18 protein-coding genes are annotated in these 21,651 nt (G+C 44.4%); 6 read left to right on the forward strand and 12 right to left on the reverse strand.

The features are described from left to right. The first annotated feature begins 15 nt into the window (after nt 1-15). Nucleotides 16-690 (forward strand): hypothetical protein, encoded by a 675-nt coding sequence (locus tag AAFF35_RS07285; RefSeq protein WP_342331758.1) that lies wholly within the window; start codon nt 16-18, stop codon nt 688-690. A 51-nt stretch (nt 691-741) separates the two neighbouring features. Here the strand turns inward: AAFF35_RS07285 and AAFF35_RS07290 are convergent, their stop codons facing one another. After that, nucleotides 742-3,120, reverse strand: a complete 2,379-nt coding sequence (locus tag AAFF35_RS07290; RefSeq protein ID WP_342331759.1) for a beta-galactosidase — start codon at nt 3,118-3,120, stop codon at nt 742-744. A 211-nt stretch (nt 3,121-3,331) separates the two neighbouring features. On the opposite strand from AAFF35_RS07290, the gene AAFF35_RS07295 reads away from it, so the two are divergent. Next, on the forward strand, nt 3,332-5,479 hold the full coding sequence (locus tag AAFF35_RS07295; protein WP_342331760.1) for an alpha-N-acetylglucosaminidase: 2,148 nt from the start codon (nt 3,332-3,334) through the stop codon (nt 5,477-5,479). Here the strand turns inward: AAFF35_RS07295 and AAFF35_RS07300 are convergent. The 10 genes from AAFF35_RS07300 to AAFF35_RS07345 form a co-directional block, all read right to left on the reverse strand. Beyond that, nucleotides 5,403-5,957, reverse strand: coding sequence for a LacI family DNA-binding transcriptional regulator (locus tag AAFF35_RS07300; RefSeq protein ID WP_342331761.1), 555 nt, complete (start codon nt 5,955-5,957; stop codon nt 5,403-5,405). The two genes, AAFF35_RS07295 and AAFF35_RS07300, sit on opposite strands and share 77 nt — an antisense overlap. Beyond that, complete coding sequence (locus AAFF35_RS07305; protein WP_342331762.1) at nt 5,927-7,372, reverse strand: right-handed parallel beta-helix repeat-containing protein; 1,446 nt, start codon at nt 7,370-7,372, stop codon at nt 5,927-5,929. The genes AAFF35_RS07300 and AAFF35_RS07305 overlap by 31 nt, the downstream gene beginning before the upstream one ends. A gap of 14 nt (nt 7,373-7,386) precedes the next feature. After that, complete coding sequence (locus tag AAFF35_RS07310) at nt 7,387-8,715, reverse strand: IPT/TIG domain-containing protein (protein ID WP_342331763.1); 1,329 nt, start codon at nt 8,713-8,715, stop codon at nt 7,387-7,389. 35 nt (nt 8,716-8,750) lie between these two features. Continuing rightward, a complete protein-coding gene (locus tag AAFF35_RS07315; protein WP_342331764.1) occupies nt 8,751-10,586 on the reverse strand; it encodes a RagB/SusD family nutrient uptake outer membrane protein in 1,836 nt (611 codons plus the stop codon). Nucleotides 10,587-10,627: 41 nt separating this feature from the next. Continuing rightward, nucleotides 10,628-14,062, reverse strand: a complete 3,435-nt coding sequence (locus AAFF35_RS07320; RefSeq protein WP_342331765.1) for a TonB-dependent receptor — start codon at nt 14,060-14,062, stop codon at nt 10,628-10,630. 149 nt (nt 14,063-14,211) lie between these two features. Next, nucleotides 14,212-15,360, reverse strand: a complete 1,149-nt coding sequence (locus AAFF35_RS07325) for a FecR domain-containing protein (RefSeq protein WP_342331766.1) — start codon at nt 15,358-15,360, stop codon at nt 14,212-14,214. A gap of 87 nt (nt 15,361-15,447) precedes the next feature. Then, entirely contained in the window at nt 15,448-16,011 is a 564-nt protein-coding gene (locus AAFF35_RS07330) for an RNA polymerase sigma-70 factor (RefSeq protein ID WP_342331767.1), read from the reverse strand. Between the two features lie 101 nt (nt 16,012-16,112). Then, complete coding sequence (locus AAFF35_RS07335) at nt 16,113-17,039, reverse strand: helix-turn-helix transcriptional regulator (protein ID WP_342331768.1); 927 nt, start codon at nt 17,037-17,039, stop codon at nt 16,113-16,115. A gap of 12 nt (nt 17,040-17,051) precedes the next feature. Next, nucleotides 17,052-17,951, reverse strand: a complete 900-nt coding sequence (locus tag AAFF35_RS07340) for an NAD(P)H-binding protein (protein ID WP_342331769.1) — start codon at nt 17,949-17,951, stop codon at nt 17,052-17,054. A 246-nt stretch (nt 17,952-18,197) separates the two neighbouring features. Continuing rightward, nucleotides 18,198-18,389 carry a cold-shock protein gene (locus tag AAFF35_RS07345; protein WP_342331770.1) on the reverse strand — a complete coding sequence of 64 codons (192 nt, stop codon included), beginning with the start codon at nt 18,387-18,389 and terminating at the stop codon, nt 18,198-18,200. Nucleotides 18,390-18,611: 222 nt separating this feature from the next. Here AAFF35_RS07345 and AAFF35_RS07350 point away from each other — a divergent pair, with 222 nt between their 5' ends. After that, nucleotides 18,612-19,139: a hypothetical protein gene (locus AAFF35_RS07350; protein WP_342331771.1), complete on the forward strand. Its 528-nt coding sequence runs from the start codon at nt 18,612-18,614 to the stop codon at nt 19,137-19,139. A 2-nt stretch (nt 19,140-19,141) separates the two neighbouring features. Here the strand turns inward: AAFF35_RS07350 and AAFF35_RS07355 are convergent, their stop codons facing one another. Beyond that, nucleotides 19,142-19,396, reverse strand: a complete 255-nt coding sequence (locus tag AAFF35_RS07355) for a hypothetical protein (RefSeq protein ID WP_342331772.1) — start codon at nt 19,394-19,396, stop codon at nt 19,142-19,144. A gap of 86 nt (nt 19,397-19,482) precedes the next feature. Between AAFF35_RS07355 and AAFF35_RS07360 the strand changes: the two genes are divergently transcribed. From AAFF35_RS07360 to AAFF35_RS07370, 3 genes are read left to right on the forward strand one after another with little or no spacing between them, the layout of a single operon-like run. Continuing rightward, nucleotides 19,483-20,031 carry a TetR/AcrR family transcriptional regulator gene (locus AAFF35_RS07360; protein ID WP_342331773.1) on the forward strand — a complete coding sequence of 183 codons (549 nt, stop codon included), beginning with the start codon at nt 19,483-19,485 and terminating at the stop codon, nt 20,029-20,031. A gap of 27 nt (nt 20,032-20,058) precedes the next feature. Next, nucleotides 20,059-20,649: a pentapeptide repeat-containing protein gene (locus AAFF35_RS07365; protein ID WP_342331774.1), complete on the forward strand. Its 591-nt coding sequence runs from the start codon at nt 20,059-20,061 to the stop codon at nt 20,647-20,649. A 56-nt stretch (nt 20,650-20,705) separates the two neighbouring features. Further along, nucleotides 20,706-21,578: a helix-turn-helix domain-containing protein gene (locus tag AAFF35_RS07370; protein WP_342331775.1), complete on the forward strand. Its 873-nt coding sequence runs from the start codon at nt 20,706-20,708 to the stop codon at nt 21,576-21,578. Nucleotides 21,579-21,651 lie beyond the last annotated feature (73 nt).

The raw sequence follows: 21,651 nt of genomic DNA on the forward strand, positions 1-21,651 counted from the left end.
AAAGAAAATATTCAAATGAAACATAAGATTATCATCATGATAACGGTGTTGTTGTGCACCGTTTGTAGTTATTGCCATGCACAAAGTATAAACTGGGCAGGATTAAAAGAAGAAGACCGACACTTGCTAAACCTAAATGTAGGGATAGATTATGGTGTGATTTATGGCATCGGCTATGGCTATCAGCTCAAATCAAAACTGCCGGTAATATTCAATGCTGAGTTTTCAATACCATCAGGGAATCGATTTTTTGATGATTTTAAAACTAAAATCGGAGCGCATGTGAAATTGCTTGAAGTTAGTAATATCGCAGTTAGCGTAAATGTTAACGGTGTTTTCAGGCGATATGCAAATACCCTGGTCAGGCTTTCAAACTTCGGAGCGACGGCCAATGTGATCATTGGTTATTATGGACCTAAATGGTATGTAAACGGCGAGTTTGGTTTTGACAAGGCCATTGTGACGCATTTTAAACATAAAGATGCCTACAAAAGCAATTTTCCTGAAGTGAAAGATGGCTGGTATGAGCCTTCAACAGGTGGGAATGTCCAATGTGGGATGCAGGTTGGTTATTCCTTCAATCATAGCGATGTGTATTTAAAAGGAGGAAAAACTATTGCACAGGACTTTAAAACATCACCCACGATTCCGATCTATATACAATTAGGTTACAATCTTAAGCTTAGGTAAGATCAACCTGGCCACTGTAAATCAGCGGCCAGGTAAATTATTTGGAGTAGTCTATAAGCCTTTAAAGGGCTTACTGGCTAGGTACAGTCTGAAATCTTTAATCCTTCCGGTTTCCATATCCTGACGGGGCAATACTTTAATTCCGCTAATGCTCGTTTGTACGCCTAAATCAATGACCAGCTGATGGGGATGTTTCGGACTGTTGTCTTTCCATTGGCTATGCCAGATACTGGTATACTGAAGATCGAATACATTTTCCGATTTACCATCTTCGCTGTTCAGTTCTTCGCTGTCTACATAGACTACTTTCCATAAATTCCTTGGAATTTGTTTGCCATTTTCGTCCAGTAACTCTAACTCCGCCACCGCAGTAAATGGGTTGTCAGCAAAGTTGTTTAAGGCTTCCAGGGCGATATATCTGCCGCTCTTTACCGGGAAAGTAACGTTCTGCCAGGCGGCAGCGTTTTCCATTGTTCCGCTATAGATCAGATTAGCTGAATTGTTGCCAAACTGTTGTCCGGCTTTACGATGATTGCTGCTCAGTGCTTTCACCTGGGTAAGGCTATCCAGGATCGGTTTTTCCAGACCCTGCAAACGCGGGGCAAAAGGGCGGTGAAGGTCAAGGACCACCACTTCATTCTTTCCTGCATTTAACCAGACTCCCGGAACATACATGGTTTGGGTAGGGCCAATATTCCAGTAACGACCCAGGCAATGTCCATTGATCCAGACTACGCCTTTTTTGAACCAGCGCATATCGAGGTAAAAATCATTTTTGTTTTTGGTGTTAAAGCTGCCTTTATAGAAAGCAGGTTGGTTTAACTTTCCTGTCTTTTTGATGTGTTGATATTTGAATGCCGGATTACCTTCTCCCAATGGAATCGAATAATGTTTCCATCCTTTGAGTTGCAACTTCGCCGTATTGGAGATGCGGTAAACCTCGCCTTGCAGTCCTTTACGGTCGTGCATGTAATCTCCGTAGTTCACGCGGCCCATGGCTTCTACCAGGATCCGAAGTCTGGTGTTTTTAGATAACGCAGGAAGGTCTATGCGATGCTCATTTTTCATTCTGTTTAATACGCCAATGAGCTTCTGATCCAAATAAACTTCTGCATAATCATGCACTCCGGTAAGATCGAGGCTGCTTTTTGCACCGGCAGAAAGGGTCGTTTCATAAGCCATCATTCCATATCCCTGTCCGAGGTCTTCCATAAACAGTGTGGTGTCAGAAATGATAGGCCTGGTCAATTGTGGCAAGATAGGGGCCACCATCGTCAGGTTAAACGGAGCTATCTTTTGTACGGGAATTCCGGCAGGTACTTCCGGCAAGACTTCGCCTGGCTGGAGGTGCTTTTTAAGCATGTCCCTCAAGGCATAAAATTTAGGATTAGCAGATCCGTTTTCGCTGATCGGTGCATCGTAATCATAGCTGGATGTTTCGGGTAAATAAGGCTGACAATTGGCGCCTGCCCATAAACCGAAAGAGGTACCACCATGGATCATGTAAATGCTGAAGGAAGCTTTTTGTTGCAGCATCCAGTCTAACTCTTTTACCATCCTGTCGCTGGAACCGGTATGGTGGGCATTTCCCCAGGAATCAAACCAGCCAGGGTAATATTCGCCGCACATTAAAGGACCCTCAGGCTGAACTTCGCGCAAAGCTTTAAATCCTGCTTCCGGATTACTCCCGAAATTGACGACTGCAAAAAGGTCTTTCTGGACATCATTTTTCAGTTGTACCACCCCATCACAAGTAAAAAGGGGCACATCAAATTTCGCTTCTTTCAGGTAGTCCCTAAGTTTTAAAAGGTAATCTTTATCTGTACCGTAACTTCCGTATTCGTTTTCTACCTGTACCATCAGGATGGGGCCGCCATGCGTAATTTGCAAGGGGCTTAACACACGTCCCACTTCTTTTAAGTACTGCCTGCTCCGTTCTAAAAAGTAAGGGTCCTGAGTCCGCAGTCTGATGTCTTTCTTTTGCAGCAGCCACCATGGAAAACCGCCAAATTCCCATTCTGCACAGGAATAGGGACCTGGGCGCAAGATCACATACAGCCCTTCCTCTTGTGCTATTTTACAGAACTCGGCAGCATCCGCCTGTCCTTCCCAATTGAATTTGCCGGGATTGGTTTCGTGGTAATTCCAAAACAAATACGCGCAGACCGTATTTAGACCAACAGCTTTGACCATTTTCAGGCGCTGTCTCCAGTAAGCTTTTGGGATTCTTGCAAAATGGAGCTCACCGCAACGAATCACATAGGGCTTACCATTTAACATAAAGGATTCCGTACTGATCTTAAAAGGGGCATCTGCATCTTGCTTTGCGAAAGTATTTTGTTGGGCATCTGCTTTCTGTTGTGCAAACACAGGTGGTGCATAAGATCCGGATAGGATTAGAAATAATAAGCCAATTAGCTGTTTCTTCATAAAATTAAAACTGATAAAAACACGAACGTTTATTACAATGCTAAGCAAAAAAAGAAGAATTAAAATAATGAAAAATCACACAATCGATTGCGTAACATCATACAATCGATTGTGTGATTTTTACAGCCGTTAAGGTCCTGCTTTAAGGGTTTTTTTACGAATGATTTTAACTAGTTTCGGTCTCTTTGAAATGGAAAAACCAGTTAATTTTATGCGAAAATTCAGCTATTTGCTTTTACTCTTACTTCCTTTAAACCTTTTGGCGCAGCAGTTTAAACCGATCCAGGAACTGTTGAAACGAAGAACGCCCTGGTTGGCACAACATGTTGTTTTTAAGCCGTTGAAAAGCGATCAGCAGGACGTGGTGGAATTGCAGAGTGCAGGAGATAAACTTCTCATCAGTGCCTCTGGTCCAAACGCTGCGGCAGTGGGCTTGAACTGGTATTTGAAATACTATTGTAACAGGTCTATGTCGCACATGGGGGATAACCTGGCCCCTGTATATCCGATTCCGGTGTTAAAGGAGAAAGTACGTGTGGAGGCCCCGGCCAAATACCGTTACGCTTTAAACTATTGCACTTATAACTATACCATGAGTTTTTACGATTGGAAAGATTGGGAGCATGAGCTCGATTGGATGGCTTTAAACGGGGTAAACCTGATGCTCACCGTCAGCGGAATGGAGTCGGTGTGGCAAAGTACACTCAAACAGATTGGATATACCGATCAGGAAGTGAATGATTTTTTAGTCGGCCCTGCATATACTGCCTGGTGGCTCATGGGAAATATCCAGGGCTGGGGAGGTCCGATGCCCCAAAGTCAGATTGATGGCCGCAAGGCTTTACAGCAGCGCATGATGAAGCGGATGAAAGAACTGGGTATAGAACCCGTATTGCAAGGTTTTTATGGAATGGTCCCTGGTTCTTTGAAAGAAAAGAGCAAAGCACAAATCATCGACCAGAAGACCTGGGGCGCCTTTAAACGCCCGGATATCCTGGTTCCCGGTACTCCTGACTTTTCCAGAATAGCTGGGATCTATTATAAAGAATTACAAAAAGCTTATGGCAAGAACATTCGTTTTTTTGCCGGAGATCCTTTTCATGAAGGCGGGATTACCGAAGGGATAGATTTAAGCAAGGCCGGAAGATCCATTCAAACCGAGATGCAAAATAGTTTTCCAGGGTCAACCTGGGTATTACAGGGCTGGCAGGACAATCCGAAACAGCAAATGCTCGAAGGTCTTGATAAATCACATATCCTGGTGCAGGAATTGTTTGGTGAGTTTACCAATAATTGGGAGAAGAGAAATGGCTACGATTCCACACCGTTCATCTGGTGTGTCGTGAACAACTTTGGCGAAAGACCAGGTCTGTATGGAAAACTACAGCGCTTCGCAGATGAGGTTGACCGGATCAGGAAAGGGCCGTATAAAGCCGTATTAAAAGGCGTAGGGGTAATGCCTGAAGGCCTCAATAACAATCCTCCGGTTTACGACCTGATGCTGGAACTGGGTTGGCGGGCAGCACATGTGGAGGTTAAAGACTGGCTAAACGGCTATACTAAATATCGTTATGGAAGTTCAAACTCCCATATTGATCAGGCCTGGCAAGGCTTCCTGGAAACCATTTACCAAAGCATCCCGGGTTACCAGGAAGGGGCAAGCGAATCGGTGTTTTGTATCCGCCCTGCGCTGGACTCCAAACCCGCCTCCCGCTGGGGAACACGCATCAGAACTTACGACCTGCTGAAATTTAAAGCGGCAGCTCTGGAATTTGCAAAAGCAGCGCCTGAATTTAAAAACTCGGATACCTATCAGATTGACCTGATCAATGTCTTCCGGCAGGTGCTGGCCAATGATGGGGAACAGGTTTTTGAGGCGATGGTAAAAGCCTACAACGCGAAAGACACGGAACAGTTTAACTGCTTGTCTGCGCAGTTTCTGGACATGATCCGTTTAACAGACGACCTGCTGTCTACACACCCGTATTATCAGTTAAATACCTACAAAGCTCAGGCCTTAAGGTTGGGGAAAACGGAAGAAGAGAAAAAGCTCAACATCAGGAATGCCATGATGCTGATCACCTATTGGGGGGAAAACATTCCGGCGGAAGATAACCTGCATGAATATGCTTACAAAGAATGGGGCGGATTAATGAAGGATTATTACCTCGTACGATGGGAAATGTATATCGATCATCTACAAAACAACCTGCAGGGTAAGCACATGCAGGCTCCCGACTTTTTTTGGTGGGAGCGCGCATGGGTAGAGCGAAATATGGAGATCAAGCCGGAAAGTTCTGCGAAGCCTTTAGATCAGGTGATGGCTGAAATTCTAAAATTGAAAACAAATGTTCAATAGCCTGATAAGATTGATCGGTATTCCTTTGCTCCAGAATGACCACGGGAATGTTGTACCTTCTGAGCTGTTCAATCTGCTCAGAAGGTGCGGCAGGCTTGTTCATCGCAATCAGAATCCCATCTACTCTCAGGTTCTTCATATTGTCCAGCACTTGTTTCTCCCGTTCCTGTTTTTCAAATGACTGACCAAAAATCACATTGTAATTCTTGCTGTGGGCATAACGCTCTATTTTACTGAGCAGGGAAGAGTAAAAAGTCTCTCCAATATCGGGTAAGACCACACCAATGGTAAAGGTCTTACCCTGCTTCAGGAAGACCGCATTCTGGTTGGGATGGAAGTTTAACTCTTTGGCCATTTTATTGACCCTCATGGTCGTGACCAGCCCAATGCTGGGATGTCCTCGCAATGCCCTGGAGACGGTAGAGGGATCAAGTTTCAGTTGTCTGGCTATATCTTTGATTGTGGGGATCTTTTCCATTTTCTGAGGAGATTAGAATAAAATTGAGGACTCACTATTTTATGACTGGAACTGGCATCCTGCCCGCTGGTTTTTTTCCAGATTTGGAAGTCGGTAACCGGAGCGTCATTAGTACTGTTCCAGATCCATTGCGGTTGCCCTGTGCTAAAATAACTGTTGTGGTCGATGAGGTTATGGCTTCCGGTTAAGGTGTATTTATGAACCAGGACATCTTTAGGCCCGGCATAGACCTTGTTGTATTTGATCACATTGCTGTCGCAGTGTTCGGTGAGCCTGATTTCTCCTTCAATCTCTCCAAATGCACCGGCAACGCGGTTGTTTTGAAACAGGGTGTTGTTCAGCACCGCACAGTTTTTTGTTCCGGCGATGGTGTAGTTTAAATAATCACCCATGTAAATGCCTGCCCGGTAACAGTTGTAAACGAGGTTGTTTCTTACCGTAGTGGTTCTTGTAGGGTAAATATTGCTTTCACTGACCAGACCAATTCCCCTGTCGCTCTCATAAACAATGTTTCTTTCGATGAGGGTATTGGCGCCTCCGCAAACATAAATGGAAATCGCGCCAAAGCGGTCGGGCCCCCAGGTTTCCGGTGTTCTGGTCATGGTATTGTGGTGAAAGATATTGTCTCTGATGACACCATTGCGGGCATAATTGCTTTCAACGGCACCATGAGGATTCAGGCCATCGCCACCAGCAACAATCACCCCAATGTTCTCTGTATCATATACCTGATTGTGACTGAAAAGGAAACCATCTATGTTTCCGGCAAGGGTCACGTTTTCACTCGTTCCGGTTTGGGTGTCATGAACGGTACATCCGGTAATCAACAGGTTGGAGATCGGGGTTTTGCCGCTTCCAATGGCGAGTATGGCATGTCCGCTTCGTCCCTGTGCCAGGGTGGTGTTGTTTTTGATGTTGTATATGTTGCAGTTTTTAACTGTGATGTGTTGTCCGCTGCCTATAATCGCCATGCCCTGAGGATCGGTATTCACCGCAGAACTGTGGAGGTTGCAAATGTCAAAGCCATCGATGGTTACATAACTTACATTATTGATCGTCACCAATGCCTGCCATCCGGTAACGGTAATCCTGCTGCCGTCGATCACTGGTCTTTCTCCCGGATAGCGCTGCAGGCTGATGGTTTTTCCAGGTTCGCCTGATTTGGGGAATTTAACTTCCTGATGGTAGGTTCCGGCTCTGACAATGACCTGATCTCCGGGCGCAGCATGACTCAATGCAATATTTATGGTTTGGAAAGGTGCGTTTATACTTCCGGCATTGGTATCGGAGCCATTCATGGCTACATAATACTTACGCGGATTTTCCTTGGTTTGGGATATAGCGGCAAAGGTTTTAGTTGTACAAACGAGCGTTTGTACAACTAAAACCAGGCTTAAAAAAGCAAATGGTTTCATAGGTTAAAATTGTGTTATTCGGAAATGATCTTCCTGATTCTGTTGTTGTTTTTGTCCAATACGTACACTGTGCCGTTTTTGTCTACTGCAACTCCACCGGGTGCACTAAAGGTGGCCAATCCGCCAAATCCATCGGTATAACCTGCTTTTCCGCTTCCGGCAAATGTGCTGACTTCGTAAGTATTTGCCTGCAGGTAGCGAATGCTCTGGTCTGGATTGCTGGTGCTTCCACCGCCGGTTCCGTTGCCGGCAACATAGATGTTATTGTTGTGGTCTATGGCAATTCCCCAGGGATAAGCGAACTGTGCAGCGGTAGCCGGTCCGTTTATATAACCGACATTTCCCGGCTGTCCGGCGACAATGCTGCTCTGCCAGGTACCTGCATCGAATTTTCTGATCACCTGATCACCATGTCCGCTGACAAATAAATTGCCTTTATTGTCGAATTTAATACCTGCCGGATAATTGAGGCCGGAAATGACTTCCTTGCTGACACCCTGGGCATTGATTTCATAAATATTTCCCGGACTGGAGCAGCTGGCGTAATAGGTTTTTCCAGACACCTTATCAAAAGCGACACTCCATGGTGCCTGACTTCCGAAGCCCCAGGTTGTGGCCTGTCCGTCGGGTGTGATCTTTCTGATGTCCCAATTCCCTGGGTCTACACAATACAGGTTTCCTTGTCCGTCTATTGCAAGGTCGTAGGGCAAAGAGAAGTTTGCGGCAGTACCTTTACCATCGGCATAACCCGCAAGATTGGGATTGCCGGCCAGTGTGGTCACGTTTCCATCAGGGTCGATTTTCCGGATGCAATGGTTGCCTGGATCCGCGACGTAAACATTGAGCTGATCGTCTACCACGATACCGGAACTTCGGTACCAGTTTTGACCTGCAAAGTTAAAGGAGGCGTCAGTTCCTTTGCCATTGGCAAATCCTGCGGCGCCAGATCCGGCAAGGGTACTCACCGTCCGGGTATACTCATAATTGAAAATGGTTTCGCTGGAAGCTTCCGCTTTTTCTATGGTTACTTTTAAGGGGCCTGAGGTTGATTTTTTTGGAATTACGGCCATTACCTGTGTTGCACTGGCGCCAATTACTTTAAGGGCCAGGCCATTCAGGGTCACGGAGATTTTAGAGAGGTCGGAAGAAAAATTGCTTCCGGTAATGAGTACTTCTGTGCCACCTCCGCCTTTTTTAGGAATGAAATCCGAAATGCTGATGGGAGCCGAAGGGTTATGGCTGGCTTCTTTGTCTTTTTTGCAGCCGGTAAAAAGGAAGAGCAGGCAGGCTGCAAAGCATAAGAAATACCTGCATTTAGCCTTTATATTGATGAATTGTTTCATGATCGCTGTTTTAAATACATTAATGATGCGTTGTCTTACCAACCTGGATTCTGTACCAGGGCCCTGTCGCGGTCCAGCTGGTATTGGGAAATAGGGAACAGGTACATTTTATCCGCCCAGGCTCTTTTTTGAAAGAAGGTACGGTTGTAAAAGCGGGTAAACCCAAATCCCTGGCCTCCATCGTCTTCATTCACATTCATCGTATAGATGGTTTGGTTTTCGGTAGCCCCCAGCTGTAACCTTCTGATGAGGGTATAATACCGGTCTCCTTCAAAACACAACTCCACTTGTCTTTCTTTCAGGATGTACTTTCTCATAAGTTCCTTGTTTCCAACGGCGGCAGGATAAACGGTTTCTATACCTGGCAGTCCGGCTCTGGACCTGATCAGGTTGAGCGTGTTCACCACATCCGGGTTGGAAGGCGCGTACTCATTCAGGGCTTCTGCATAATTCAGGAGAATCTCTGCAAAGCGCATGAGGATAAAAGGCCTGTAATTGGTGGCATCCTGTCTGATATTATCAGCCGGACTCACATTTTTCAGGAAATTGTAACCGGTAATGTTATTGGTAATTCCGGTGGCTTTAGCTCCTGCTTTCCCGCCGTAATAGAATTCTACACGACCTGTCCCGTCTACATTACCTGCTGAAGAGTAGTAATTTTTATCATCAATGGTAGGTGCCGGCAATACCGGGCGGCCATTGTATTGAATATAGGCGTAAAAACGAGGTTCCCGGTTGGCATACATATTCCATTGGCCTTTTTTATGAGCCCAATACTGACTGCTGTTGTTTTCTGCAAAACCGGTTTCGTCATAGCCTGAAGAAGGATCTTCAATACTGCGTCCATTATCCATGTAAAAAGCATCCACTACGTTTTGAGTGGCGTTGTACAGGTTAATTCCTCCAGGGTTGGGAGAAGATGCTTTGGTATATCCCCAATAATTCCAGGAATTTCTGGAGAACAGGATTTCTTTGTTCCAGTTGGTCAGGAAAAGATCCCGTACGGAAAGGTAGGGGTCAAAGGTGGTTCCGCCATTGTCCAGATTGGTAAATAGCTTATAGGCATTGAGGTCTATCACTGCTTTTGCCGCATCTGCCGCAATTTTCCATTTGTTGACATCATATGTTGCAGGAGCGAGTGCGGTCCCGTCTTGATTTTTCAGGGAATTGAAGGCAGGGTTTCCATTCCACAAAGGGCTTGCTGCCCATAGCGCGAGCTGTGATTTCACGGCCAGGCAGGATCCTTTTGAAGGGCGGCCATAATTGCTGGAAGAGGCCCAGCTTACGGGTAAGTTAACTGCTGCTTCGTCCATTAGCTGGTTCACATAGTCTTTACATTCGTCGAAAGTGGCCCTTGGATATTTATTGAAATCTTCATCTAAGGCAAGGGCACCTGTTAGCTTAACCACTGGTCCGTATTGTTTGATCAGCTGCCAGTAAAACCAGCCTCTTAAGAATTTAGACTCTGCTTTATACTGGGCTTTTAAATCCGAACCGAGTTGGGATTCCGGTACTTTATCTACATTGGCTTCAAAGATGAAGGAGGAACGGATACCGGTGTAATAATTGTCCCAATGGTCGTAATAGGCATTTACAGAGCTCCAGTTCCCGGCCACCATTTGCCGGATATTGGTACCTGGGATGGAAACCGAGGCTTCATCGCTAATGCCAATATGTGCATAGTCTATTTCAAGTACGGCACCATAGATGTTGTATAGATAGGATTCTGCATTGGCGCGGTTGCTCCACAGGATATCTGAGGTGAGCAGGTTATCCGGTTTTTCGTCCAGATGTTTGCAGGAGGATAAAATGCTTGTTAAAAACAATGATCCTACGGCTATAATGAAGAGAGTGATAGATTTCTTTTTCATCGGAATATTTTTTAATGCTTGTAATTGATCAATGGTTCTTGTTAAAATGCGACTTTCAGTCCGAGGGCAAATGTTCTCAAAGGTGGATAACCTGAAGCGTTCGCGCCCAGCTCCGGATCCCATAACTTAAATTTGGAGAAGGTGAGCAGGTTTTGGCCGGTCAGGTAAAAGTAGACCGACTTAATACCGGATTTGGTAAGAAAGGTATCTGAGAGTTTATACCCTAAAGTGGCCTGTTTTAAACGAACGAAACTACCGTCTTTAGACCACCAGGTGCTGGGTTGGTAGTTGTTGCTGTTCTGGTTAGCTATTCCTAATCTAGGGTAATAGGCATCCTGTCTTGGGTTTTCAACGGTCCACCTGTTTTCCAGACTGGCCAGCATTCCCGAAGGATATTGGCCCATGCCGGTAAAGGGTACAATGCCGGCTCCGGTTGCACCATCACCTGTGATCGCAGAACCATTGGCCATAAAGGTCGCATTGGAAATTCCCTGAAAGAAAAGGGAGAGGTCTACACCTTTATAACCTATTGTAAACCCTGATCCATACAAGATGGTAGGAATATCTGATTTGCCGGTATATACGCGGTCAAAAGGGTTGATGACACCATCGCCATTCACATCCTTGTATTTGATGTCGCCGGGCCTCAATACCGCGCCAAACTGACTTGGACTGCCGGCAATTTGTTCTGCAGAGGTAAATAAACCCTCAGCAACATACATGAGGTTATCGCCTAACTTTTGTCCGGTTGCCTGCTGATAGGCATAAAGCTGTTTAGGCTCATCCCGCTGGATGATTTTATTGTTATTATAAGTGAAATTCCCATAGAGGCGAAGGGATACATTCCCAATGTTTTCGTTATACTCGATATTGGCATCCACACCGTGGTTGTTCATTTCTCCTAAATTGGCGTATACCGTTCCGGTTACACCCAGGATTCCGGAGAGGGAGCTGCGGGAAATTAAAATGTTCTTTCTTCTTTCCTTATAGAGGTCTATGGTGAGGTTTAGTTTATTGAACAAACCGATTTCTATCCCAATATTGTCTTTAGTGGCCTTTTCCCAGGTGAGGTTTTCTACGCCGATCACGCTTTCTGTAACCCCGTTGAAGATGGCGCCATTAAAGCCTAAGCCTATAGAACGGCCAGGGCCAAACTGATTCAGGTAAGGGAACCTCTTCAGACCAGCCTGATATCCGATCTGATCGTTCCCTACAATGCCATGAGAGCCTCTGATTTTCAGCAGGTTCATGCTGGAAGACAGTTTGTTGAAAAAGGGTTCTTTGGAGATCACCCAGCCCGCAGAAACGGAAGGGAAAAATCCAAATCTTTTACCGGGTTCAAAGTTCTCTGAACCGGTATAACCGGCATCAAATTCAACCATGTACCGGTCTGCATAAGCATAGGTCGCCCTGAATGCCATGCCCTGGTTTTTGTAAGGGATGGAAGAAATGACGTCTCCTGCAGAACTCACTACCCTTGAACGCATATTGTATAAAAACAAACCTCCAAAATGGTGATTGCCAAAGCTGCGGTCGTAATTGATATTGGTTTCCAGGTACATCTTTTTTTCGGCCTGCGAGTATTGGGAATAACCGAGAAACTGATCTCCAACCCTGGATTGGTTCAGGATCAGGTTGCCTTCTGCATCTCTTGCAGTGGCAAGGAAAAGGTTGTTTCTTCCGGATCTTCTGTTGTTGTTTTCACTATAGGAATCGAAGGAAAACCTGGCCATAGCACTTAATCCTTTTGTAAAGCGGTCTAATTTCTGGTTGATGGCAAAAATAGACTGTATGGTTGGCCTGAACTCAGTTGCATAACCGGAATTCTGGATTTCGTTAAGTGGATTGCTCCCTCCATTGTTAAAAGGGCCTGCCCATGATCCGTCGGGATACTGGATAGGAAAGGCAATGGGTGGGGTTAAATAAGCATTGTACCAGATTTTGCTGGCGGATAAGCCCGGATATCTGCTGCTCACCAGCATGGCATCCAGGTTCATGGACAAGAGGGTGGTAGGGCTTAGATCGATATCAAGATTGGTCCTGAAATCATATCTTTTAAAGTTTAGATTCGGATTATAGCCGTTTTGTTTGGTCACTTTATAACTGCCATCCTGGTTGTAAAAAGAGGCGGACACGTAATACCTTACACTTTGGGATCCGCCGCTTACATTTAAATTGGTATTGAAACCTGGTGCCCAGTCTTTATAGGTAGATTTTATCCAGTTCACATTTGGATAGAGGTATGGATCCAGACCGCTGGCCGTTTTTTGGATGATTTCTTCAGAATATACGGGTTGGTTGCCATCGTTAATATTGGCTTCGTTATATAACCGCATCCAGGAAACACCTTCCAGCATTTTTGGCGTTTTGGTCAGACCGGACATGGAAGCTTCTGTTTTAATGGAAATCTGCGGTTTGCCTGCCACACCGCGTTTGGTGGTGATGATCAGGACCCCATTGGCACCTCTGGCACCGTATACGGCGGTTGCAGAGGCATCTTTTAGTAAGGAAATGCTTTGGATGTCTTCTGGATCTATGTTGTTATAGGAGCCTCCGAAAGAGCTGTTCACGTCATCCCGCTGCACCCCGTCAATAATAATCAGTGGTTCTGAATTCCCGGTGAAAGTACCAATCCCCCTGATGGTAAAGGAGGCGTTGTCATATCCCGGTTCCCCGCTTCTCTGCATGGAGATGACCCCGGCAACTTTACCGGCCAATGAATTGGAGAGGGAACGGTTAGGCGTCAGCATATCTGACATATTGATGGTGCTGACCGCTCCGGTGATGGTTACTTTTTTCTGTTTACCATAACCGACCACCACGACCTCATCCAGTGCTTTGTCTTCCTCTGTCAGGGTAATATTGATTTCCGTCCGGCCATTTAAAGGGATTTCTTTGGTGACAAAGCCTACCATCTGGATCAGGAGGATGTCTTTTGGATCTACCTGGATTTTAAAATTTCCATTGGAATCGGTGGAGGTTGCCTTTTTGCTGCCTTTAATCAACACTGTTGCGCCGGGAATGGGCATACCTTTTGAATCGGTTACCTGACCACGGATTTCCTGCGCTGTGAACAGGTCTACGAGTTTGTCGACGGCCTTATCCAGCACTGAACTTTCTTTCGGTTTAATCAGAATGGTTTTTCCGTCTATGACATAGGTCAGGGGAAGGTTGGTTAGAATTTTTTTCAGGGCGACTTCCAGTTCTTCGTTCTTTACGAAAATAGTAATGGGGTCGATTCCGTTGATGACTTTGCGGTCGAACAGAAAGTTGTATCCACTTTGATGATGGATCTTTTCTAATGCATTTTTTAAAGAAACCCGATTTTCATTAAGGGTAATGCGTTGCCCGAAGGTTGCTGCACTGACCTGCATTAAACTGAATAGGAGCACTGTGGTGGTTAGGCGCATAATCATCCATATTTTACGGATATAACGGTCTGTTATACCCGGCTTGCTGGCATAAAATCTATACATTTTGTTATATTTGGTTGTGCAGGGGCCGCTCAGGTCGAATTGTTCGGCAACTGCAAGTTTCGGTTAGTAGAATTATTTATTAACGGATGCCAGCTAATTATCGGGGGTGTTTCCAGCACCCCTGGTGATTTGGCATTTCTGAATGGTAGTTATTCTGTCACAGTTACCCTCCTTCCTTCAATTTTGAAACGAATACCACCTACGGTTTCTATCCATTTCAGTACTTCAGATAATTTGCTTTTTCTGGACAGCAATCCATCCAGAATCAGGGTTGAACTGGTCTTTTCGCCGGCTTCGTAAACGATTTCGACATCATACCACCTTGCGATCTTACGCATGGCAGATTTTAAATTCTCGCCATCGAATACGAAATCCCCGTTTTTCCAGCCTAAGGATTCGGCGGTATTTACAGTCCGCACATTGATGATTCCGCTTGCCGCAACAGAAGCCTGCTGACCAGGGCTTAATACCTGTGCCGCTTGCTTTTTACCGGGAGGTTCTTTTAAGCTTTGAACTTGCATGGCGCCGCTGATCAGCGTTGTTTTGGCACTTGCTTCATCACTATAGCTGTTGATGTTAAAGGATGTTCCAAGATCTTCTGCAATTTGCGTTGCCGTCTGGACGCGGAATGGCTGCTTTGCGTTATGGGTAACTTCGAAATAGGCCTCACCGCTCAACTCAACCCTGCGTTCTTTAAGCCCTGCAAAGCTGGATGGGAATTTTAAAGCAGATGCGGCATTTAACCATACCCTGGTTCCATCGGGAAGGGTGATCTGGTATTGACCTCCTTTGGGGGTCGCCAGTGTCAGTTGCTGAGCGGTTCCTTCAGGAGCGGGATTTATTTGGCTGATGTCTGTTCCATCGGCATATGCCAGACCGGATTTGTCGATCATCACTCCGCCTTTAAGGCTGTTTAAATTCAGCTTCCGGCCATTTGCCAGGGTGACGGTTGCTTTGTTGCTTCCCGGGTCAATATCATGAAGTGCCAGCTGATCGGTGCCGTTCTTTATAGTTTGGGTTTGCAGGTAAAAGAACAGGCCGGTGCTCAGGATCAGGAACAGCGATGCTGCGATCAATAAGCTTTGTTTTAATTTTTTGGTTTTGGTTTCTGAAGGAAGGATGGTGTTCATCGTCTTGATGTCGAGCAGGTCCTCATGCAGTTCTTCTGCAGTTAAGCCCAGCGGAAGGTCTTTGTTCCACTGGACATACCAACTTTCTAAAAAAGCGATTTCTTCAGGTGTACAGTTGCCTGCCTGTTTTTTTTCTAAAAGCTGATCTATTTCCTCTTGTTGCATCATTCTTGGTTAGGGAAGGAGCGTACCTTCCGCATTTAGAGAGTAGAGACGAAGCAGAATGTGCTTGGGGGGTAAAGAAAATAAAAAAAATTATAAAGAGAGGAAGAGCATGGAGCCAAACTTAATGCGAAGTATCCTTAATGCACCATTTACGGCACTTTTTACGGATTGTTCAGAGAGGTTAAGTTCTTTTGCGATTTCCTGATGGCTGAGGAATTTCTTCCTGCTCAATTCAAAAATCTGACGGGCGCGCTCGGGAAGGTTTGCGATTTCCTGATCAATGAGGGCAGTAAGCTGGTTTTGTCGGGCCAGGTAATCGGTAGTCACCACACCAGTTTCTGCAAAAGACTGAATAGACTGGGTATAGGATGTTTTTAGTTTCTTCCTGGCAAGGAGGTCAAATATTTTGTTTCTAACCGAGGTATAAAGGTAGGCAGAAAGGCTGGTTTTAAAAGTAATCTCCTGACGTTTGTGCCATAAGGTGGTGAACAGCTCATGGACCAGGTCTTTGCATTCTTCCCTTAATTGAAGTCTTTTGTAAGCATGAATGTATAAGGCAGCATGATAACGATTATAAATTTCGGCATAAGCTAATTTGTCATCAGATTTGAGTAAATCTGCTAGTTCCTGATCATTAAGGCTTTTGTAGGACATCTTGTTTGGATACACTAACGTACATAAATATTATTTTTGATCAAAATAAAAGATGCTGTGGTCAGGTACGGAGGGATTGCCAGGCTGGCAAGATGGGGATGCTATGGTAAGAGGAAAGTATTCCGGAATTCCAAAGGTGACAGATTGGTTTTTGTCTTGAATAACTTGCTGAACGACTGTGAATGCTCAAAGCCTAATGCATAGGCAATTTCACTGACCGATAAATCGGTCGTAGATAATTTTTCCTTTGCTTTTTCAATTAGTTTCTCATGAATGTGTTGCTGCGTACTTTGTCCGGTTAACGTTTTAAGCATGCCGCTTAAATAGTTTGGCGATACATTTAAGGTCTCGGCAATGTATCCGACAGTAGGCAATCCTTTTCTGATTAAATCATCGCTGTTGAAAAATGCGGTAAGTAACTCCTCCAGCCGGTTCAGGATTTTATGGTTGCTTATTTTTCGGGTAAGAAACTGGCGATGGTAGAATCTTTCGGCATAAGTCAGCAGGACTTCCAGTTGAGCGATAATGAGGTCCTGGCTGAATTTGTCCATGTTGGCGCGGTATTCCTGTTCGATGTTTTGCATAATGCTCCCAAGCATCACCTCTTCTTTCTCAGAAACGAATAAGGCTTCATGTACGGAGTAATCAAAATACTCGTATTTCTTTATTTTGGAGGCCAATGGGGTATTCCAGAGAAAATCAGGATGGATCAATACCATCCATCCTGATTGTTCAAATTTAGGCTGATGGTCGACTTCAATTCTAAAAACCTGATTTGGAGACATAAAGGTCATTATGCCTTCATCAAAATCATATTCCTGTTGCCCGTATTTCATCTTGCCGCTGAAATTTCTTTTCAACGCAATGAAGTAGAAGTCAGCGACGATATTTATGGGTTCATTGTTGTTTAGGCGCTTAAAGGATGCCACATTAATGACGCTGATCAGGGGATGTTCCGGTTTAGACAATTGCCTGAACTGATGAAATTCACTGATGGTTTTAATTCTATGTGGTGTGGTGCCTGCCATCTTCCAATTTAGTTATTTTTGATGAAAGACTGCTGCAAATTCAGCTGCAAAGTCAGTCATCTTTACTTTTCCCATCACTGCAGGCCTATTGCGGTAGTAATCTTCTGATAACGAGCCGTTATGAAGGCTGGCGTACATTTCCACCAAACCGGCCGCAATACCCGGGTTCATTCCTATCGCTTCCAAATCCTGTTGTGTTTGTTCATCGGAGACAATGACCCACTTCAAATCGGGTTTCTCTATGGCTGTACCCAGGATGCGGGCAACTTCGTTTCCGGTAAGTTCTTCGCTCGCCACATAGCGTATTTTTCTGCCGGTAAGCGGTATTGCGATTTCCTCTGCAATTGCAGCAGCGATATCTGTCGGAGAAACCCATGGTATCAGCGCTTCTGCGCCGTAATTCACTGCGATTAAACCCTCCGTTCTGATCATATCCAGGTATCCATATAAATTGTAATAGAAAGAGGTGGGGCGCATATGGGTGACCGCGATTTCCGGAGATAGTTCGTTAAGCATATGCTCTATATCATGAGCACCAATTAAAATGCCTGAGCCTTGCGCTAAATGAGCGCCAATCGTGCTGAGGTTGACCACCCGTTTTACGCCGGATTGTGCAATAGCCCTGGTATAGTTGCCGCCCAGTCTGCGGTAATAAGCAAGAAGGTCAAGGCTATGGTCAAAGTAATTGTTGGGGGGGACCATGGTATAAACCGCATCTGCTCCGGTAAAAGCATGCGTCAGAAAATTAAGATCTTCCAGTGAACCTATGGCGGGATTTGCTCCCAGGTTTTTAATATCTGCTTCTTTTTCAGGGTTACTGCTGATGAGGGTAACCTCATGACCTTGCCCGATTAAATTTTCGGTTAATGGTTTGCTGATGTGGCCTAATGAGCCCGTTATTGTGATTTTCATTGGGGTATAGTTTTCTTGTTTTTTATACACCAAAGGTCTGAATGCTAAAATTGGCAAATGTAGCCGAATCTATTGTTGTTGTAGTCTGATTTGCTTAAGGAGGAAATGAGCGGATGAGGCCGGTATCAATTGTTTTTTGGAGCAAAATACAAAATGGCTCTGCAGGAATTTGAACGCGATGATGCAGTTTTAGGGGAAAAAGAAAGCATCCCGAAAAAGGGATGCTTTATACTGACGTTTAATCGATCAGATTTTCTTTACCTGGGTGGCATTGAGTCCCTTTTTTCCGTTTTCTACTTCGTAACTGACCTTGTCGTTTTCTTTTACGGGGGTAGTTAACCCTGAAGCGTGAACAAATAGTTCAGCATCCCCATTGTCGGGCACGATAAAACCAAATCCTTTTGTTTCATTGAAAAATTTTACTGTTCCTTGTGGCATGGTGTTTTTAATTAGTGATTCTTTTGATCCTGTATAACAGTTTAGTTTTATACTTTGTTTATGGGAATTTAAAAAACAAAGGCCGCCAGGGGATTTTGATTGCCTTAATATAGCCATATGGATTAGGACATCAGGTTGCTGAATAAAATTGAATTTCTTAAATTGCAGGAACGCTGTCCAGGTGGATCTTTGCCTCTGGGCTTAATCATAAAGCGATAACAAATGAGAATACAATTATCGATCATACTCAGTTCATTGCTTTTTTTGAGCTGTAACAATCGAGGGGAAACCAATCCGGTGCAAACCGGGAATGCCACTGTCGATAGTGCAGGAGTAACGAAAGCTGCAGCAAATAAGGGCGTTGTGGAAGGGACCATGGTTCCGGCCGATACGGCGATTATTGGGGCTAAGGAAGTCATCAGCGAAGATCTGCTGAACAAGGCTGAAGTTTCTATGAAGGACAGCCTGATCCGTTTGTCTGCAAATATGAGACTTGACCATAGAATATTTGGCTACGAAAAACCGGATACGAACTCGAAGAAGATGATTTTATTGTCAATCTTCACTAGCGATGTAAAGGGAAACCCATACCGGTGTCCATATGGTTCATTCTATGAAACCAATGAGATGGAAGGTCTGGAGCTGAAGTTTGTTTTGGACGGGGACAAGTTTATAGAAGTAAATGTGAAGAAGGAAGAAGCGATTCTGGGCAGGGTTTTTATAGATAAAAAATGGATCGAATTTGAATAATTTTAAATTTGGCTCAGGGACCTGCCACTTTCATTAAAAACTTCAAGCACTTCGGCATACATTCCCAGTACAGCAAGCTGCTTTACCAGCTTCTCCCCGATATTGTGGTCGCAGACTACCCGTAATATTTTATCACAATCTTCAAGGTCAACCGACCACTCCCTGACCTCCGGAAAGCCGGTGATTACCTGAGAAACGTATTGTAAATCAATGGCGTTATTAACTGTTGTTGATAGAATAATGATGTGACTGGACATAACTGAGGCTAAATGAATAGGTATAACTGAGGTAACAAATGTATCATATTTTTGCAAACAAACAAACCATACGGTATCTTTGAGGTATGGAAAATCCATATAAGAGAAAGAAAGAACCAGAAGTTAACAAACAGCTGATCATGGAGGCTGCTGCGGAAATAGGAGCGACAGCCGGTTGGCAACAGGTGACCTTTCAGGCCATAGTCGATAAAATCGGATTGAGTAAAGGGGGCATTATGCATCATTTTCGCAATAAGGAAGAACTACTGGCAGAATTGGTACGGCAAAGCCTCATTGAATTGACGGAATGGATTACAGAAGAAAAGAAAGCTTCGGGCATTGAAGTTGCTCCTATGGCATTTCTTCGCTTTGTGGTCAAAAAGAGCGGCGACCTGCATTACCGAAGAACGATGAAAGTAATTTTACAGGCAGCATTGGTCAATGAAGAGTACAGGACAATGTGGGAGGACTGGTTTACCGAGCACATTACTGCCGGTGCAGTTGCAGATCAGCCTGTCAACAGTTTAATCATCATGCTGGTGGCCGATGGCCTTTGGTTTGCAGACAACCTTGGCGTCTATAACATTAGCGAGCAAAAGAAAGCGGAGATCATCGACAAATTACTGACCTTATAAAACAGCACCCTTTAAATAAAATATACGATGGGATTTGAAGAAACTATAGTCCACGAGGGCAAAACATTTACTGGTATCAATTATGCAGAAAAGCGGTTGGAAAACCGGGAATTTATAAGGTGTGAATTTATAAACTGCGATTTCTCCAAGAGCGATTTAAGTCATAATGATTTCATGGAGTGTGATTTTAAACAGTGCAATTTTTCCATGACCATTGTGAAAGGCACCGGATTTAAAGATGCCAGATTTACAGGTTGTAAAATTCTGGGCATTAACTTTTCCACTTGTAATAAGTTCTTGTTTTCTTTCCATTTTGAACAGTGTCACCTGGATTATTCGATCTTTTACGGCGCTAAACTCAGGAAAACTAAATTTATAGATTGCTCACTTAAAGAAACCGATTTTGAAGAAGCAGATTTAACGTCTGGCATTTTTCATAATTGCGACTTGTCAGGGGCAAGCTTTGTGAGGTGTGTTTTAGAGAAAACAGATTTCCGGACGGCAAGGAATTTTAGTCTGGACCCCGCAATGAATAAAGTAAAGCAGGCGAAATTTTCGGCGCTAAACCTGGCCGGATTGCTTTACCAGTATCAGCTGGATATCGATTATGAGGGTTAAGTTTTATTGAGGATATTGATCTTTAAGGATGTGTTTGATTTTCTTAACTTTGTGGTATGGATAAGAAGATTCCTTCCGGGACTGCGGATTGTAATGCGAGCGAACTGAAACTAAAAGGCTTTAAAGTGTATGAAGTGGGAACCGGGGTAAATGCCGTGCCCACTTATAACAGAAGAGATTTTTATAAGATCTGTATCAATACCGGAAGAAGTCTGATCCATTATGCCAACAAAGGAATCCAGACGGAGGGAACGATTGCTTTTTTTGGCAATCCCCGCATTCCTTATTCCTGGGAAGTTCTTTCTCCTACCTATACCGGTTATGCCTGTGTTTTTACAGAGGATTTTCTGAAAAGCCATGAACGTTTTGAAAGCCTGCAACAATCGCCTTTATTTAAAATAGGAGGAACGCCGATCTTTCAACTGGACGAGGGACAAAAGCTTTTTATGACCGCCATTTTTCAAAGAATGTTAGCGGAACAGGATACAACCTACTTTTTTAAGGAAGAGCTGATGTGTAATTACATCAATCTGTTGATCCATGAAGCCTTAAAAATGCAGCCGACGGAGAATTTCTTTAAACATAAAAATGCCTCCGCCCGAATCACCTCGCTATTTCTTGAATTGTTGGAACGACAGTTTCCAATAGAAAGTCCGAAGCAACCTTTGAGCTTAAGAACAGCGCAGGATTATGCCAACGGATTGGCAGTACATGTGAATCACCTCAATAGATCAGTGAAGGAAGTGACGGGGAAATCTACTACTACCCATGTTTCTGAAAGGGTGATCAGCGAAGCAAAAGCCTTGTTGATCCATACAGACTGGAGCATTGCCGACATCGGCTATGCGCTCGGTTTTGAATATCCTACCTATTTCAATAATTTCTTTAAAAGAATCACCGGAACAATCCCTAAATCACTTCGTGCGTAGATTGTTTGAAATTCTTACTTTTCTGTTTGAAATCTATTTGTAAGCTACCCGCTTTCGGCGGAGCTTTGTGAAA

The organism is Pedobacter sp. FW305-3-2-15-E-R2A2, from assembly GCF_038446955.1.
In the GTDB taxonomy this organism is placed as follows: Bacteria; Bacteroidota; Bacteroidia; order Sphingobacteriales; family Sphingobacteriaceae; genus Pedobacter.

Excerpts from the sequence above, each read along its gene's own strand:
- AAFF35_RS07285 (WP_342331758.1), top strand. The coding sequence starts at position 16 with ATGAAACATAAGATTATCATCATGATAACGGTGTTGTTGTGCACCGTT.
- AAFF35_RS07290 (WP_342331759.1), bottom strand. The coding sequence starts at position 3,120 with ATGAAGAAACAGCTAATTGGCTTATTATTTCTAATCCTATCCGGATCT.
- AAFF35_RS07295 (WP_342331760.1), top strand. The coding sequence starts at position 3,332 with ATGCGAAAATTCAGCTATTTGCTTTTACTCTTACTTCCTTTAAACCTT.
- AAFF35_RS07300 (WP_342331761.1), bottom strand. The coding sequence starts at position 5,957 with ATGGAAAAGATCCCCACAATCAAAGATATAGCCAGACAACTGAAACTT.
- AAFF35_RS07305 (WP_342331762.1), bottom strand. The coding sequence starts at position 7,372 with ATGAAACCATTTGCTTTTTTAAGCCTGGTTTTAGTTGTACAAACGCTC.
- AAFF35_RS07310 (WP_342331763.1), bottom strand. The coding sequence starts at position 8,715 with ATGAAACAATTCATCAATATAAAGGCTAAATGCAGGTATTTCTTATGC.
- AAFF35_RS07315 (WP_342331764.1), bottom strand. The coding sequence starts at position 10,586 with ATGAAAAAGAAATCTATCACTCTCTTCATTATAGCCGTAGGATCATTG.
- AAFF35_RS07320 (WP_342331765.1), bottom strand. The coding sequence starts at position 14,062 with ATGTATAGATTTTATGCCAGCAAGCCGGGTATAACAGACCGTTATATC.
- AAFF35_RS07325 (WP_342331766.1), bottom strand. The coding sequence starts at position 15,360 with ATGATGCAACAAGAGGAAATAGATCAGCTTTTAGAAAAAAAACAGGCA.
- AAFF35_RS07330 (WP_342331767.1), bottom strand. The coding sequence starts at position 16,011 with ATGTCCTACAAAAGCCTTAATGATCAGGAACTAGCAGATTTACTCAAA.
- AAFF35_RS07335 (WP_342331768.1), bottom strand. The coding sequence starts at position 17,039 with ATGGCAGGCACCACACCACATAGAATTAAAACCATCAGTGAATTTCAT.
- AAFF35_RS07340 (WP_342331769.1), bottom strand. The coding sequence starts at position 17,951 with ATGAAAATCACAATAACGGGCTCATTAGGCCACATCAGCAAACCATTA.
- AAFF35_RS07345 (WP_342331770.1), bottom strand. The coding sequence starts at position 18,389 with ATGCCACAAGGAACAGTAAAATTTTTCAATGAAACAAAAGGATTTGGT.
- AAFF35_RS07350 (WP_342331771.1), top strand. The coding sequence starts at position 18,612 with ATGAGAATACAATTATCGATCATACTCAGTTCATTGCTTTTTTTGAGC.
- AAFF35_RS07355 (WP_342331772.1), bottom strand. The coding sequence starts at position 19,396 with ATGTCCAGTCACATCATTATTCTATCAACAACAGTTAATAACGCCATT.
- AAFF35_RS07360 (WP_342331773.1), top strand. The coding sequence starts at position 19,483 with ATGGAAAATCCATATAAGAGAAAGAAAGAACCAGAAGTTAACAAACAG.
- AAFF35_RS07365 (WP_342331774.1), top strand. The coding sequence starts at position 20,059 with ATGGGATTTGAAGAAACTATAGTCCACGAGGGCAAAACATTTACTGGT.
- AAFF35_RS07370 (WP_342331775.1), top strand. The coding sequence starts at position 20,706 with ATGGATAAGAAGATTCCTTCCGGGACTGCGGATTGTAATGCGAGCGAA.